This is a genomic window from Microbacterium sp. UBA1612 (assembly GCF_002321605.1).
In the GTDB taxonomy this organism is placed as follows: Bacteria; Actinomycetota; Actinomycetes; order Actinomycetales; family Microbacteriaceae; genus Microbacterium; species Microbacterium luteum.
Map to the genome: position 1 here is coordinate 58,544 of NZ_DCMW01000025.1, position 13,601 is coordinate 72,144.

The 13,601-nt window shown below is 67.9% G+C and carries 12 protein-coding genes and 2 tRNA genes; 6 read left to right on the forward strand and 8 right to left on the reverse strand.

What is annotated here, in order from left to right:
* Positions 1-283 precede the first annotated feature (283 nt).
* The 3 genes from B3S45_RS11180 (at position 284) to B3S45_RS11190 (ending at position 4,535) form a co-directional block, all read left to right on the forward strand.
* On the forward strand, positions 284-1,603 hold the full coding sequence (locus B3S45_RS11180) for an MFS transporter (RefSeq protein WP_286720662.1): 1,320 nt from the start codon (positions 284-286) through the stop codon (positions 1,601-1,603).
* Positions 1,604-1,722: 119 nt separating this feature from the next.
* Positions 1,723-4,287 carry a valine--tRNA ligase gene (gene valS, locus B3S45_RS11185; RefSeq protein WP_286720664.1) on the forward strand — a complete coding sequence of 855 codons (2,565 nt, stop codon included), beginning with the start codon at positions 1,723-1,725 and terminating at the stop codon, positions 4,285-4,287.
* A complete protein-coding gene (locus B3S45_RS11190) occupies positions 4,287-4,535 on the forward strand; it encodes a hypothetical protein (RefSeq protein ID WP_071043314.1) in 249 nt (82 codons plus the stop codon). Before valS ends, B3S45_RS11190 begins: the two co-directional genes overlap by 1 nt.
* 35 nt (positions 4,536-4,570) lie before the next feature.
* On the opposite strand, the gene B3S45_RS11195 is transcribed toward B3S45_RS11190, so the two are convergent.
* The gene (locus B3S45_RS11195; protein WP_071043313.1) at positions 4,571-4,780 is read right to left on the reverse strand and encodes a hypothetical protein; all 210 of its coding nucleotides are present in this window, start codon (positions 4,778-4,780) and stop codon (positions 4,571-4,573) included.
* Positions 4,780-5,400: a winged helix-turn-helix domain-containing protein gene (locus B3S45_RS11200; RefSeq protein ID WP_071043312.1), complete on the reverse strand. Its 621-nt coding sequence runs from the start codon at positions 5,398-5,400 to the stop codon at positions 4,780-4,782. Before B3S45_RS11200 ends, B3S45_RS11195 begins: the two co-directional genes overlap by 1 nt.
* 92 nt (positions 5,401-5,492) lie before the next feature.
* On the opposite strand from B3S45_RS11200, the gene B3S45_RS11205 reads away from it, so the two are divergent.
* Complete coding sequence (locus B3S45_RS11205) at positions 5,493-7,544, forward strand: M3 family metallopeptidase (protein ID WP_286720668.1); 2,052 nt, start codon at positions 5,493-5,495, stop codon at positions 7,542-7,544.
* Between the two features lie 50 nt (positions 7,545-7,594).
* On the opposite strand, the gene clpX is transcribed toward B3S45_RS11205, so the two are convergent.
* The 5 genes from clpX to B3S45_RS11230 all read right to left on the reverse strand — a co-directional run bounded on the left by clpX (position 7,595) and on the right by B3S45_RS11230 (position 11,975).
* Positions 7,595-8,863 (reverse strand): ATP-dependent Clp protease ATP-binding subunit ClpX, encoded by a 1,269-nt coding sequence (gene clpX / locus B3S45_RS11210; RefSeq protein ID WP_071043310.1) that lies wholly within the window; start codon positions 8,861-8,863, stop codon positions 7,595-7,597.
* 160 nt (positions 8,864-9,023) lie between these two features.
* Complete coding sequence (locus tag B3S45_RS11215) at positions 9,024-9,695, reverse strand: ATP-dependent Clp protease proteolytic subunit (protein ID WP_071043309.1); 672 nt, start codon at positions 9,693-9,695, stop codon at positions 9,024-9,026.
* Between the two features lie 29 nt (positions 9,696-9,724).
* Positions 9,725-10,312, reverse strand: coding sequence for an ATP-dependent Clp protease proteolytic subunit (locus B3S45_RS11220; protein WP_071043308.1), 588 nt, complete (start codon positions 10,310-10,312; stop codon positions 9,725-9,727).
* Between the two features lie 145 nt (positions 10,313-10,457).
* Complete coding sequence (tig, locus tag B3S45_RS11225) at positions 10,458-11,834, reverse strand: trigger factor (protein WP_286720672.1); 1,377 nt, start codon at positions 11,832-11,834, stop codon at positions 10,458-10,460.
* A gap of 67 nt (positions 11,835-11,901) precedes the next feature.
* Positions 11,902-11,975: transfer RNA gene (locus B3S45_RS11230), tRNA-Pro, on the reverse strand.
* Between the two features lie 132 nt (positions 11,976-12,107).
* Between B3S45_RS11230 and B3S45_RS11235 the strand changes: the two genes are divergently transcribed.
* Positions 12,108-12,181 (forward strand) — tRNA-Gly (locus B3S45_RS11235).
* Between the two features lie 215 nt (positions 12,182-12,396).
* On the opposite strand, the gene B3S45_RS11240 is transcribed toward B3S45_RS11235, so the two are convergent.
* A complete protein-coding gene (locus tag B3S45_RS11240; RefSeq protein ID WP_286720674.1) occupies positions 12,397-12,933 on the reverse strand; it encodes a gamma carbonic anhydrase family protein in 537 nt (178 codons plus the stop codon).
* Positions 12,934-13,094: 161 nt separating this feature from the next.
* Here B3S45_RS11240 and B3S45_RS11245 point away from each other — a divergent pair, with 161 nt between their 5' ends.
* Positions 13,095-13,580 carry a Dps family protein gene (locus tag B3S45_RS11245; protein WP_071043305.1) on the forward strand — a complete coding sequence of 162 codons (486 nt, stop codon included), beginning with the start codon at positions 13,095-13,097 and terminating at the stop codon, positions 13,578-13,580.
* The last annotated feature ends 21 nt before the right edge of the window (positions 13,581-13,601 follow it).

A 13,601-nucleotide genomic window follows, 5' to 3' on the forward strand; every position in this document is an offset into this window, starting at 1 on the left:
CCGCGGTACCACCCCGCGTGCCGCTCGACCCGCGTGTCGCGGGCCGGGGCCACTCTCACAGCGGCTGTGACGGGCCTGACCCGCTCGGTTCTAGTGATCCCGCCGCACGATCGAGAGCGGACGACGGAAGGTTCTTCCGAGGACTCCCCGGTGATGGCCGGATCGATGTCTGTCCGGACATTCTACGCGCGGATCGGCGACCCGCGACCATCGCGGGGTGAACCCGACGCCGGTCTTCTTCGCCCGATGCCGCCTTTCTGGACTCGTGCCACAATTGACGCTCGTGACATCCTCCCCCGCATCCACAGCTCCGACCTCCACTCCGCGCCGCGTGGCGTGGGCCTCGATGGTCGGCACGTCGCTCGAATCGTTCGACTTCTACGTCTTCGCGTACTTCTCCGCCTTCTTCCTCGGCCCGCTCTTCTTCTCGCCGCTCGGCGAGTTCGGGTCGACGCTCACGTCGTTCCTGACGATCGCGCTCGCGTTCGTCGTGCGCCCCATCGGCGCGGTGCTCTTCGGCTACATGGGCGATCGCCTGGGGCGGCGCGCGACTCTGCTGTGGACCATCGGCATCATGGGCGTCGCGACGGGCCTCATCGGGATGCTGCCCACCTACGCGCAGGCCGGCTGGCTGGGCGCTGCTCTCCTCATCGCTCTCCGCATCGCACAGGGCCTGTCGCTCGGCGGCGAGTGGGGCGGATCCATCCTCATCGCGACCGAACACTCCTCCCCCGTGCGTCGCGCGTTCTTCGCGGCCATCCCGCAGCTCGGCTCACCGGTCGGGTCCATCCTCTCCGCCACCGTGTACATCGTGATGACTCAGGTGCTCAGCGCCGAGGATCTCGCAGCGTGGGGCTGGCGCATCCCGTTCCTGCTGGCCATACCGCTCCTCGCCGTCTCGCTCTACCTGCGTCTGACGATCACCGAGACGCCGGTCTTCCGCGACGTCGTCGCCGAGGGTCGCCGCGACCGGGTGCCGTTCGTGACGATGTTCGCCCGGCGTCCGCTCGCGATCGTGGTCGCCATCGGCGCGGCACTGCTCGGCATCGGGTCCTACTCGCTGATGAACACGTACACGGTCAACTACGGGGTCGCCCAGCTCGGATTCGCCTACCAGGACCTCCTGGTCGCCACGACCATCGGCGGTCTGCTGCAACTGGTCACGATCCCCCTCTTCGGGTGGTGGTCCACCCGCATCGGGTCCGCCCGTGTGGTGATGTGGGGCGCACTCGGCACGCTTCTGATCACGTTCCCGATGTACTTCCTGCTGCAGTTCGCCACCTTCCCGATCCTCGTGGGCACGATGATCATCGGCGGCATCCTGCCGACGATGGCGTGGGCGGCACTCGGCGGACTCATGAACGACCTCTTCCCCGATCACTTCCGCTACTCGGCCCTCTCGCTGTCGTACGCCATCGCCGCGACCGTGAGCGGATTCGTGCCCGCGCTCACCCTCGCCCTGGGCGAGGCCACCGCCTATGCGTGGTGGCACCCCGGGATCGTCCTGGCGATCATGTCGGCCATCACGCTGCTCGCGGCATGGGTCGCGGCCCGGATGCCGACGGCGGCGCACGTCGCGGCTCCCGAGCCCGTTCAGGTGTGACTCGACCTCAGCGGGGGTGACCCGGCCTCAGCGAGGGGCCGTCCTGCGTCGGTAGACTGTGCCCACCCGCACATTCAGGCACGCTCACACAGTGCCGCCCATACCGCGCAAGGAGCACCATGGCCGAGATCCCCGACAAGCCCGCCCTCGAAGGTCTCGAAGACAAGTGGGATGTCGCATGGAACGCCGCGGGAACGTACCGGTTCGACCGCGCGCGGGCCGCGGTTGCCGGACGCGGCGGGGTGTACTCGATCGACACACCCCCGCCGACGGCGTCGGGAAGCCTCCACATCGGCCACGTCTTCAGCTTCACGCACACCGATATCAAGGCGCGATACGAGCGGATGCGCGGCAAGGCCGTGTTCTATCCGATGGGCTGGGACGACAACGGCCTGCCCACCGAGCGCCGCGTGCAGAACTACTACGGCGTGCGGTGCGATCCCTCCCTCCCCTATGACGCGTCGTTCACGCCGCCGTTCGAGGGGACGACGAAGACGATCAAGCCCGCCGACCAGGTGCCGGTCAGCCGCCGGAACTTCATCGAGCTCTGCGAGCGTCTCACCGTCGAAGACGAGAAGCAGTTCGAAGCGGTGTTCCGCCAGCTCGGACTGAGCGTGGACTGGGATCAGACCTATCGCACGATCAGCGACGACACGATCCGCACCAGCCAGCTGGCGTTCCTGCGCAACATCGAGCGCGGCGAGGCCTATCAGGCGCTTGCACCCACGCTGTGGGATGTCGACTTCCGCTCCGCGATCGCGCAGGCCGAGCTCGAGGACCGCGATCAGCAGGCGTCTTACCATCGCATCGCCTTCCACAAGAGCGACGGGTCGGGCGACGTGCACATCGAGACCACGCGCCCGGAGCTGCTGCCCGCGTGCGTGGCGCTGGTCGCACATCCGGATGACGAGCGCTACCGGCCGGTGTTCGGCTCGACGGTGCGCACCCCGCTGTTCGACGTCGAGGTCCCCGTCCTGCCCCATCCGCTCGCACAGCCCGACAAGGGCTCCGGCATCGCCATGATCTGCACCTTCGGAGATGTCACCGACATCATCTGGTGGCGGGAACTCGACCTTCCGAACCGCACGATCCTGGGCAAGGACGGACGCCTGGTCGCAGAGGCACCGGATGTCATCGTCTCCGACCGCGGCACCGCGGCCTACGCTGAGCTTGCCGGCAAGACCGTCTTCAGCGCGAAGAAGGTCGTCGTCGAGCAGCTCGAGGCCAGCGGCGAGCTCATGTCGGTGTCCGCACCGTTCACCCATCCGGTGAAGTTCTTCGAGAAGGGCGACCGCCCCCTCGAGATCGTGTCGACGCGGCAGTGGTACATCCGCAACGGCGCGCGCGACGAGAGTCTCCGGGAGCGCCTGATCGCCTTCGGTCGCGAGATGTCGTGGCATCCCGACTTCATGCGCGTCCGCTACGAGAACTGGACCGGTGGACTCACCGGGGACTGGCTCGTCTCACGTCAGCGCTTCTTCGGCGTGCCGATCCCGGTGTGGTACGGGCTCGACGCCGAGGGCGAACGCGACTATTCGCGTGTGCTCACCCCCGACCCGCAGAGCCTGCCGGTGGATCCGACCATCGACGTGCCCGCCGGCTTCACCGAGGACCAGCGCGGGATGCCGGGGGGATTCGACGCCGAGCGCGACATCTTCGACACCTGGGCGACGTCTTCTCTCACCCCGCAGCTCGTGGGCGGCTGGGAGCGGGACCACGGGCTGTGGGACCTCGTCTCGCCCTTCGACCTCCGACCGCAGGGCCAGGACATCATCCGTACCTGGTTGTTCTCCACGATGCTCCGAAGCGTGCTCGAGGACGACCGTGCGCCGTGGACCGATGCCGCCATCTCGGGCTTCATCGTCGACCCCGACCGCAAGAAGATGTCCAAGTCGAAGGGCAACGTGGTCACACCTGCCGACATCCTTTCGCGGCATGGTTCGGATGCGGTGCGATACTGGGCGGCTTCGAGTCGCCTCGGCGCCGACGCCGCCTTCGATCCGCAGAACCCGACGCAGGTGAAGATCGGCCGGCGCCTCGCGATCAAGATCCTGAACGCCGCGAAATTCGTCCTGTCCTTCCCTGTTCCCGACGGCGCGCAGATCACCCACGCCCTCGACGCCTCGATGCTCGCCACTCTCGACGTCGTCGTCGCCGAGGCCACGCGCGCCCTCGACGCCTACGACCACGCGCGGGCGCTGGAGGTCACCGAGTCGTTCTTCTGGACCTTCTGCGACGACTACCTCGAGCTGGTCAAGGAGCGCGCCTACGACCGCACCGACGTCGGGCAGCCTTCCGCCGCGCTTGCCCTCCGCACCGCCCTGTCGACGTTGCTGCGCCTTCTCGCCCCGGTCGTGTCGTTCGCGACGGAGGAGGCGTGGTCGTGGTTCGAGGATGGATCCATCCACACCTCGGCGTGGCCCGAGACCGGCGACGGCGACGGCGACCCGGCGGTGCTCGCAGCGGTCGGCGCCGCACTCATCGGCATCCGCCGAGCGAAGACCGAGGCCAAGGCGTCGCAGAAGACTCCGGTCACCCGCCTTGTTCTGGGGGCGCCTGCCGACCGGCTCGAGGCCCTGCGCCTGGCGGAGGGCGACCTGAAGGCTGTGGGACGGATCGAGGATCTGACCTATGTGGAAGCGACCGAGACCACGGTCGTCGAGATCGAGCTCAGGGAGGTCTGATGAGACTCGGAACACGATGGACCTCGGGAGAAGAACCGCCGGAGGCGGTCCCCGAGAGCCTGCGCGAGGGAATCGCGGGTGTGGATGCCACCATCCCCGTCGACGTCCTCGGCGCGCCGAGACCACGATGGACGCTGACATGGCTCGAGGGCAAGCCGATCGCCGAGCTGGCCAACGGCGTGCTCGTCGAGCTCGACGAAGAGGGCAACGCCGTGGTGCGCCACGCGTCGGACGACGAGTCGCCCTGAGGCGCTCACCCGCCTGACGCGAGCGCTCACCACGCTCACCCGGGCGGGATGACGACGCCCGCGGACGCCTGAGCGCGGGCACGGAGATCGTGATGACGCGATTCGATCGCCGCCGCGAAAGCGGCACGTTGCCGTCGCGCGATGCGCGCGGCCACGAGGGCGGCCAGGCGACGCGAGAAGCTCAGGAGCACGCGATCGACCGCGGTCGGTGCGGACGCGTGCGAGACCTCGACGAGAGTGGTCATCACGATTCCTTCAGATCGGTGAGCGGGAAGAGGTCGGCACGGATGGAGACCGGTCGGACGCCCTCGCCGACCTGATCGCGATGGCGCTCCACGGCGTCATCGATCAGCTCCATGATCCGGTGCGACAGGTCTCGCAGCTGCTCGGGCGTCAGACGAGCCGTGGCCGTGGAGACCATCGCTCCGTCCGCCCAGGCATCCTCCAGCGCGTCATCGGGCTTCATCACGAAGTCGATCAGCCGCTCCTGCCGGTGGCGGAAGAACTCGCTCATCACCAGCTGCGTCGCGGACCGCTCGGAGGGCGAGGTGGCCCCTGCGGGGTTGGTGAACGACACTCCCCCGATCGGTCGTTCCCACCACCGTTCGCGCGCCGATCCACGGTCGACGCACTCGCGGATGAGGTCGTGCTTCGCGAGCGCCCGCAGGTGATAGCTCGTCGAACCGGTGGACTCGCCGAGGTGTTCCGCGAGCGTACTGGCGGTCTGCGGACCGTACTGGCTCAGAATGTCGTAGATCCGCACCCGGAGAGGATGCGCGAGAGCTCGGAGAGCACCGGCCTCGAGCACCCGATCGTTGCTGTGATGCGCCGGTGACCGGGTGACATCGGCCCTCTTGTCGTCCATGGCTCGAGCATAGAACCACAAAGACTTCTTTGCAAGCGTTGCTTTGCAAAGACATCTTTGGTGAAGAAGCGCTTGCCGAATAGGGTGGATGAATGGTCCACGAGAATCCTCTGCTTTCCCCCTCCACGCTCCCCTATCGCCTGCCGGACTACGCACGAATTCGACCCGAGCACTACCTCCCCGCGTTCGAGTGGGCTTTCACGGAGCACCTGCGGGAGATCGAGCAGATCGCCACCTCCGCAGCACCCCCGACCTTCGAGAACACCGTCGTGGCTCTCGAAGAGTCGGGACGCATGCTCGAAGACGTCGCTCACGCGTTCTACACCGTGGCATCAGCCGATGCGACGGCGCCCATCCAGCAGGTCGACGAGCAGTTGGCGCCGCTGATGGCCGCCCACGAGGACGCGGTGCGCCTCGATGCGCGCCTCTACGCGCGCGTGCGCGCCGTGCACGACCAGCTCGACACGCTGACGCTGAGCGAGGAGGATCGCTACCTCGTGGAGCGACACCATCGGGAGATGGCGCACGCGGGCGCGGCGCTCGACGCAGACGACAAGGCGCGGCTGTCGGAACTGAATCGGCGCCTGTCGGTTCTCACCACGACCTTCGAGAAGAACCTCCTGGCCGACACGAACGAGCTCGCCGTGGTCTTCGAGGATGCAGCCGACCTGGACGGGCTGTCCGAGGGTGAACTCTCCGCTGCGGCCGAAGCCGCCCGAGGACGCGGCCTCGACGGCGCGTGGGTGGTGACGCTCACTCTCTTCACCGGCCACCCCTATCTGTCGTCGTTGACGAACCGCCGCGCGAGGGAGCGGATCATGGCCGCGTCACGCAGCCGCGGTTCCCGCGGCGGAACGCACGACAACCGAGGCGTCCTGCGCGACATCGTGCGACTGCGCGCCGAGCGCGCAGCACTGCTGGGCTACCCGTCGCATGCCGCCTACATCACCGCCGACCAGACGGCCGGTTCCCCCGAAGCGGTCGAGGAGATGCTCCGCCGGCTCGCCGTCCCCGCGGCCCGGAACGCCGCGGCAGAGTATGCGGCGCTCCAGGAGATCGCCGACCGTTCCGCCTCACCCCACCAGATCGCCGCACACGACTGGGCGTTCTACACCGAGAAGGTGCGCGCCGCGCGATACGACCTCGATCGAGCCGCCCTGCGGCCCTGGTTCGAGGCGGAGCGGGTGCTGAAGGACGGCGTCTTCCGTGCAGCTGACGCCCTGTACGGTCTGTCCTTCCGGGAGCGCGACGACCTGGTCGCCTACCACCCCGATGCGCGCGTGTTCGAGGTGTTCGACGCCGACGGATCCGCGCTGGGTCTCTTCGTGCTCGACCTCTACACTCGCGACAGCAAACGCGGGGGCGCATGGATGAATCCGATCGTCTCCCAGTCCGCGATGCGCGGGACGCATCCGGTCGTCGTCAACAACCTCAACGTCTCCAAGCCTGCAGCCGGCAGTCCGACTCTCCTCACCCTCGATGAGGTGACGACGCTCTTCCACGAGTTCGGCCACGCCCTTCACGGCCTGCTGGCCACCGTGACCTACCCGCACTTCGCTGGGACCAACGTCTTCCGCGACTTCGTCGAGTTCCCGAGTCAGGTCAACGAGATGTGGATCTACTGGCCGGACGTGCTCGCGGCGTACGCACGTCACATCGACACCGGCGAGCCGCTCCCCGCGGAGATCGTCCGACGCCTTCATGACTCCGAGGCGTTCAATCAAGGCTTCGAGACCAGCGAATATCTCGCGGCAGCCTGGCTCGACCAGGCCTGGCATCGATTGAGCAGCGGCGAGGTCGACGCCGAGATCGACGTCGCGGAGTTCGAGGCCGCCGCTCTTGCCGATATCGGACTCGACCACCCCGCGGTTCCCACCCGGTATTCGTCCGCGTACTTCGCGCACATCTTCTCGGGAGGCTACAGCGCCGGCTACTACTCGTACATCTGGAGCGAGGTGCTCGACGCGGACACGGTCGAATGGTTCCGCGAGAACGGCGGCCTGACCCGGGCGAACGGCGAACGGTTCCGCGCCCGCCTCCTGGGCGTCGGTGGGTCCAAGGACCCGCTCGAGGCCTACCGGGACTTCCGCGGCCGGGACGCCGAGATCACGCCGCTCCTGGCGCGCCGAGGCCTCACCGCCTGATACGCGAGAGGACCCCACCGTTGCCGGTGGGGTCCTCGCGTCACGGAAGGTCAGGCGCTCTTGCGCTTCTCCCGCATGACGAGAGTGGGGGCCGCACCCTTCTCCACCGCGTCACGGGTCACGATGACCTTCTCCACGTTGTCGGCGGAGGGGATCTCGAACATGATCGGGCCCAGCACGTCTTCGAGGATCGCGCGCAGACCGCGCGCACCGGTCTTTCGCTCGACGGCGAGTTCGGCGATGGCCTCCAGCGAAGCGCGATCGAACTCGAGGGAGACGCCGTCGAGCTCGAACATGCGCTCGTACTGCTTCACGAGTGCGTTCTTCGGTGCGGTCAGGATCTCCATGAGCGCCTCGCGATCAAGCGGCGAGACGGCCGCGACCACCGGGAGGCGACCGATGAACTCGGGAATGAGACCGAACTTGTGGAGATCCTCCGGGCGCACCTCCGAGAAGAGGTTCAGGTCGTCGCCCTTCGTGTGAAGCGGCGCGCCGAAGCCGACGCCGTGCTTGCCCACGCGCGAGGAGATGATGTCCTCGAGTCCGGCGAACGCCCCCGCCACGATGAACAACACGTTCGTCGTGTCGATCTGGATGAACTCCTGGTGCGGGTGCTTGCGGCCGCCCTGCGGCGGGACGGACGCGACGGTGCCCTCCAGGATCTTCAGCAGCGCCTGCTGCACGCCCTCGCCCGAGACGTCGCGGGTGATGGACGGATTCTCGGCCTTGCGGGCGACCTTGTCGACCTCGTCGATGTAGATGATCCCGGTCTCGGCCCGCTTGGTGTCGAAGTCCGCCGCCTGCAGGAGCTTCAGCAGGATGTTCTCGACGTCTTCGCCGACGTAGCCGGCCTCGGTGAGCGCGGTCGCGTCCGCGACGGCGAACGGCACGTTCAGCCGCTTCGCGAGGGTCTGTGCGAGGTAGGTCTTGCCGCATCCGGTCGGACCGAGGAGCAGGATGTTGCTCTTCGCGATCTCGACCTCTTCGGCGCGCTGCTCGGCGGACTGGATGGTGCCGTGCGCGCGCACGCGCTTGTAGTGGTTGTAGACGGCGACGGACAGGGCGCGCTTGGCGTCCTCCTGCCCGACGACGTACTCCTCCAGGAACGCGAAGATCTCGCGCGGCTTGGGGAGATCGAAGTCGGCGACCTCGCCCGAGGACGATTCGGCCATGCGCTCTTCGATGATCTCGTTGCACAGCTCGACGCACTCGTCGCAGATGTAGACGCCGGGACCGGCGATCAGCTGCTGCACCTGCTTCTGGCTCTTGCCGCAGAAGGAGCACTTGAACAGGTCGGCGCTCTCTCCGATGCGTGCCATCCGGCTCCTCCTCAAACAGCGGGCCTCAGCCCCGGGTGTCCTTCGAGCCTAACCGTAGTCTGTGACATCGGTGGGAATTGCGACGGCGAATGTGCCGGAGACACCGAACGGACGACGCCCCGCCTCCCATCGGGGGCGGGGCGTCATCAGGACCGTCGCGTCAGGACGTGATCGCGGCGGGTGTGCGCTTGCGCGTGGTGAGCACCTGGTCGACGACTCCATACTCCAGCGCCTCGGAGGCGGAGAGGATCTTGTCGCGGTCGATGTCCTTGTTCACCTGCTCCGCCGTGCGGTTGGTGTGTCGGGCCATCGTCTCCTCGAGCCAGGTGCGCATGCGGAGGATCTCCGCGGCCTGGATCTCGATGTCGGATGCCTGCCCGTGGCCGGCCTCCCCCACTGCGGGCTGGTGCATCAGGATGCGCGCGTTGGGAAGAGCGAGACGCTTGCCCGGAGCGCCCGCTGCCAGCAGGACCGACGCGGCGGAGGCCGCCTGTCCGAGCACGACCGTCTGGATCTCCGGCGAGACGTACTGCATCGTGTCGTAGATCGCCGTCATCGCGGTGAAGGATCCGCCCGGCGAGTTGATGTACATGATGATGTCGCGGTCGGGATCCTGGCTCTCGAGAACCAGGAGCTGCGCCATGACGTCGTCGGCGGACGCGTCGTCGACCTGCACGCCGAGGAAGATCACGCGATCTTCGAACAGCTTGTTGTAGGGATCCTGTCGCTTGTAACCGTAGGCGGTGCGCTCCTCGAACTGCGGGAGCACGTAGCGACTACCGGGCATCTGCAGACCGGACGGGGCGGGGACGCCGTGTGTCGGGGTGTACATGTGCGGTTCTCTCTCTTTCGCCTGCGGACTCAGCTCGCGGTCCCGCCGCCGCCGGAGACGTCGGCGGCGTGCTCGCGGATGTGGTCGACGAACCCGTACTCCAGCGCCTCCGCAGCGGTGAACCACCGGTCCCGGTCGCCGTCGGCATTGACCTGCTCGACGCTCTTGCCGGTCTGCGAAGCGGTGATCTCCGCCAGGCGCTTCTTCATGTCGAGGATGAGCTGCGCCTGCGTCTGGATGTCGCTCGCGGTTCCGCCGAAGCCGCCGTGAGGCTGGTGCAGGAGGACGCGGGCGTTCGGTGTGATGTAGCGCTTGCCCTTCGTCCCGCTGGTCAGCAGGAGCTGCCCCATCGAGGCGGCCATGCCGATGCCGACGGTGACGATGTCGTTCGGCACGAACTGCATCGTGTCGTAGATCGCCATGCCCGCGGTGATCGAGCCACCGGGCGAGTTGATGTAGAGGTAGATGTCCTTCTCGGGGTCTTCGGCGGCGAGAAGGAGGATCTTCGCGCAGATCTCATTCGCGTTCTCGTCACGCACCTCCGACCCGAGCCAGATGATGCGGTCTCTCAGCAGCTTGTCGAAGACGCTCGTCGCGACAAGGGGTTCAGCGGCCATGTGTGCTCCTGATTCCTTGGGTCTGAGTCGAATCTACCGGCGCCCACTCGGCGCACCGCGCGTGTTCGCCGTGGGCAGATCGATCAGCGGACCGGACGACAAAGGGCGGATGCCGCAGCATCCGCCCTTCATCACCCGAAGGCGATCACTCCGTGTCGTCGGCGTCCTCGGCGTCGGCTTCGGCGGCGTCGTCGACGATCTCCTCGGCCTCTTCGACGGCCTCCTCCTCGGCGGCCTCGTCGTCCTCCACCGCGATGAAGCCGGTGAGGTCGACGGTGTTGCCGGCGGTGTCCACGACGGTGACCTTGCCGAGCGCGACGGCGAGGGCCTTGTTGCGAGCGACCTCGGCGACGACGGCCGGCAGCTGGTTCTGCTGCTGCAGGGCCTGCACGAACTCCTGCGGAGCCATGCCGTACTGAGCGGCCGACTGGACCAGGTACTGGGTGAGCTCCTCCTGCGAGACCTGGACCTCAGCCTGCTCGGCGATCGCGTCCAGCAGCATCTGCGTACGGAACTGCTTCTCGCTGGCCTCGGTCACTTCGGCGCGGTGCTCGTCGTCCTCGAGTCGGCTCTCCTGCTCCAGGTGCGCGTGGACCTCGTCCTCGATCAGCTGCGGCGGAACGGCGATCTCGACCTGCTCGAGCAGCTGCTCGACGAGCTTGTCGCGGGCCGCCGAGCCCTGCGTGAAGACGGACTGCTGCGAGACGCGCTCACTGAGGCTGTCGCGGAGCTCCGCGATGGTGTCGAACTCGCTGGCGATCTGCGCGAAGTCGTCATCGGCGTCGGGAAGCTCGCGCTCCTTCACCGCCTTCACCGAGACCGACACCTCGGCCTCCTGCCCGGCGTGGTCGCCGCCGACCAGCTTGGAGCGGAACGTGGTCTCCTCGCCGGCGGTGAGCGAGTCGATCGCCTCATCGATGCCCTCGAGGAGTTCCCCGGAGCCGACCTCGTACGACACGCCTTCGGCGCGGTCGATCTCGGCACCGTCGATGGTGGCGACCAGGTCGAGTTCGACGAAGTCACCGGATGCCGCGGGGCGGTCGACCGTCACCAGCGTGCCGAAACGCGAGCGGAGCTTGTCGAGCTCCTCGTCGATGGCGGCCTCGTCGACCTCGACGGCGTCGACCTCGATCGTCAGCCCCTCGTACGCGGGGAGGTCGAACTCGGGTCGCACATCGACCTCGACGTCGACCTCGAGGTCGCCGGAGAAGTCCTTCTCGGCGGGCCATTCGACCACCTCGGCGCTCGGACGCCCGAGGACGCGGATGCTCTCCGCCTCGACGGCCTGACGGTAGAACCCGTCGAGCCCCTCGCTGACGGCGTGCTCGAGCACCGCACCGCGACCGATGCGCTGATCGATGATCGGGGCCGGAACCTTGCCCTTGCGGAATCCGGGGATCTGCACGTCTTTGGCGATGTGCTCGTAGGCGTGCGCGATGCTGGGCTTCAGTTCGTCGGGGGTGACCGTGATGTGCAGCTTCACCCGGGTCGGGGTCAGCTTCTCGACGGTGCTCGTGACCATGCCTGTTCGTTCTCCTCGCTGTCGACCGCGCGGTAGCGCGCGGCGGTTGAGTCTTGGTCGGTGGACGTCGGGGCGACAGGATTTGAACCTGCGGCCTCCCGCTCCCAAAGCGGGCGCTCTACCAAGCTGAGCTACGCCCCGGTTGGGTGCGCACACGCGAACGTGCGGCGATCGGCCCCGAGAAGTCTAGCCGACGCGAGGTCGACTCGCCTGCCGGTGTCCAGGCCACGACCGGATGTCGTCTAGACTGGTCACGCCGCGGCTTGCCGCTGCGGGGATGTAGCTCAATGGTAGAGCCTCAGTCTTCCAAACTGATGGTGCGGGTTCGATTCCCGTCATCCCCTCCACACCACTCCCCCCTCCGCCCATGCCGCGTCGGATCCGAGCCGCCCGCGCGGCACCGCTTCCGAGCCGCCCGCGCGGCGCCGCTTCCGAGCCGCCCGCGCGGCGCCGCTTCCGAGCCGCCCGCGCGGCGCCGCTCCGCAGTCACTTCCGGCGGGTGGTGGCCCTGTTCGACCCGCAGAAAGTGACTGCGGAGCGGAAGGGACCCGCGGGGCTCGGCTCAGCCGGCCGGGCGCGCGTCGCGGTGGGCGGCGAGGTGGGCGCGGTAGGTGTCCGCGTTCCGTCGGATCGCCGTCCGCTCCTCCTCCGTGAGCTCGCGCCGCACCTTCGCCGGCACGCCGGCCACCAGCGAGTTCGGCGGAACGACGGTTCCCTCCAGCACCACCGCTCCCCCGGCCACGAGACAGCCCGGGCCGATCTCGGCACCCGACAGAACGACGCTCCCCATGCCGATGAGCGACCCCTCGCCGACGGTGCAGCCGTGCACCACGGCGTTGTGTCCGACCGACACGTCGTCGCCGATGACGACCGGCCGGCCGGCGTCGACGTGCACCGAGACGTTGTCCTGGAGGTTGCTGCCCGCGCCGATCGTGATGGAGGCGCTGTCGCCGCGGAGAACCGCGTTGTACCAGACGCTCGCCTCCGGCCCGAGCGAGACCGAGCCGATGATGCGAGCACCGGGGGCGACGAAGGCCGAGGGGTCGACGACCGGACGCAGCCCGGCCACGGTCAGGACAGAGCACTCTGAGGAGATCATGGGGCGAGGCTAGCGCGCGAGGTCGAAAGGGGTATGGATAGGCTCAGAAAAGCAAGCCCAGCCTGGGCTTGCTTGCGGAATACCCGACGCTGAGTAGCGTTGTCATCGACAGGGCGCAGAGCCGGCACACCCGCCGGAGCCGCCCGAATGGAGGCGACAACATGACGGACATCCAGACCACCCCGACCACCGCCGCCGACCCGACGGTCGCTGCCGGAACCGCACAGTTCCTCACCCCCGTCGCGCTCGGCTTCCAGGCTCTCGCCGTCAACGGCAAGCAGGCGCACTGGAACGTGCGCGGTGCGAACTTCATCGCGATCCACGAACTGCTCGACTCGGTCGTCGACCACGCGCAGGCGGGCGCCGACGAGGCGGCGGAGCGCATCGTCGCTCTGGGCCTGCCGATCGACGCGCGACTGGGCACCGTGGCGGAGAAGACCAAGGCGACCGCCGTTCCCGCCGGCTTCACGCAGTGGCAGGACATCATCCGCGCCGTGATCGCCGACATGGACGCTGTGATCGCCGACCTCCAGGCCGCGATCGACGGACTGGACGAGGTCGACCTCACCAGCCAGGACATCGCGATCGCCCTGAAGCAGTCGATCGAGAAGGACCGCTGGTTCCTCGTCGCTCACCTCGCTGAGTGAGATGACGGTCCTCGAAGCCCC

Coding starts and splice junctions, on each gene's coding strand:
- valS (WP_286720664.1), top strand. CDS start 1,723: ATGGCCGAGATCCCCGACAAGCCCGCCCTCGAAGGTCTCGAAGACAAG.
- B3S45_RS11190 (WP_071043314.1), top strand. CDS start 4,287: ATGAGACTCGGAACACGATGGACCTCGGGAGAAGAACCGCCGGAGGCG.
- B3S45_RS11195 (WP_071043313.1), bottom strand. CDS start 4,780: ATGACCACTCTCGTCGAGGTCTCGCACGCGTCCGCACCGACCGCGGTC.
- B3S45_RS11200 (WP_071043312.1), bottom strand. CDS start 5,400: ATGGACGACAAGAGGGCCGATGTCACCCGGTCACCGGCGCATCACAGC.
- B3S45_RS11205 (WP_286720668.1), top strand. CDS start 5,493: ATGGTCCACGAGAATCCTCTGCTTTCCCCCTCCACGCTCCCCTATCGC.
- clpX (WP_071043310.1), bottom strand. CDS start 8,863: ATGGCACGCATCGGAGAGAGCGCCGACCTGTTCAAGTGCTCCTTCTGC.
- B3S45_RS11215 (WP_071043309.1), bottom strand. CDS start 9,695: ATGTACACCCCGACACACGGCGTCCCCGCCCCGTCCGGTCTGCAGATG.
- B3S45_RS11220 (WP_071043308.1), bottom strand. CDS start 10,312: ATGGCCGCTGAACCCCTTGTCGCGACGAGCGTCTTCGACAAGCTGCTG.
- tig (WP_286720672.1), bottom strand. CDS start 11,834: ATGGTCACGAGCACCGTCGAGAAGCTGACCCCGACCCGGGTGAAGCTG.
- B3S45_RS11240 (WP_286720674.1), bottom strand. CDS start 12,933: ATGATCTCCTCAGAGTGCTCTGTCCTGACCGTGGCCGGGCTGCGTCCG.
- B3S45_RS11245 (WP_071043305.1), top strand. CDS start 13,095: ATGACGGACATCCAGACCACCCCGACCACCGCCGCCGACCCGACGGTC.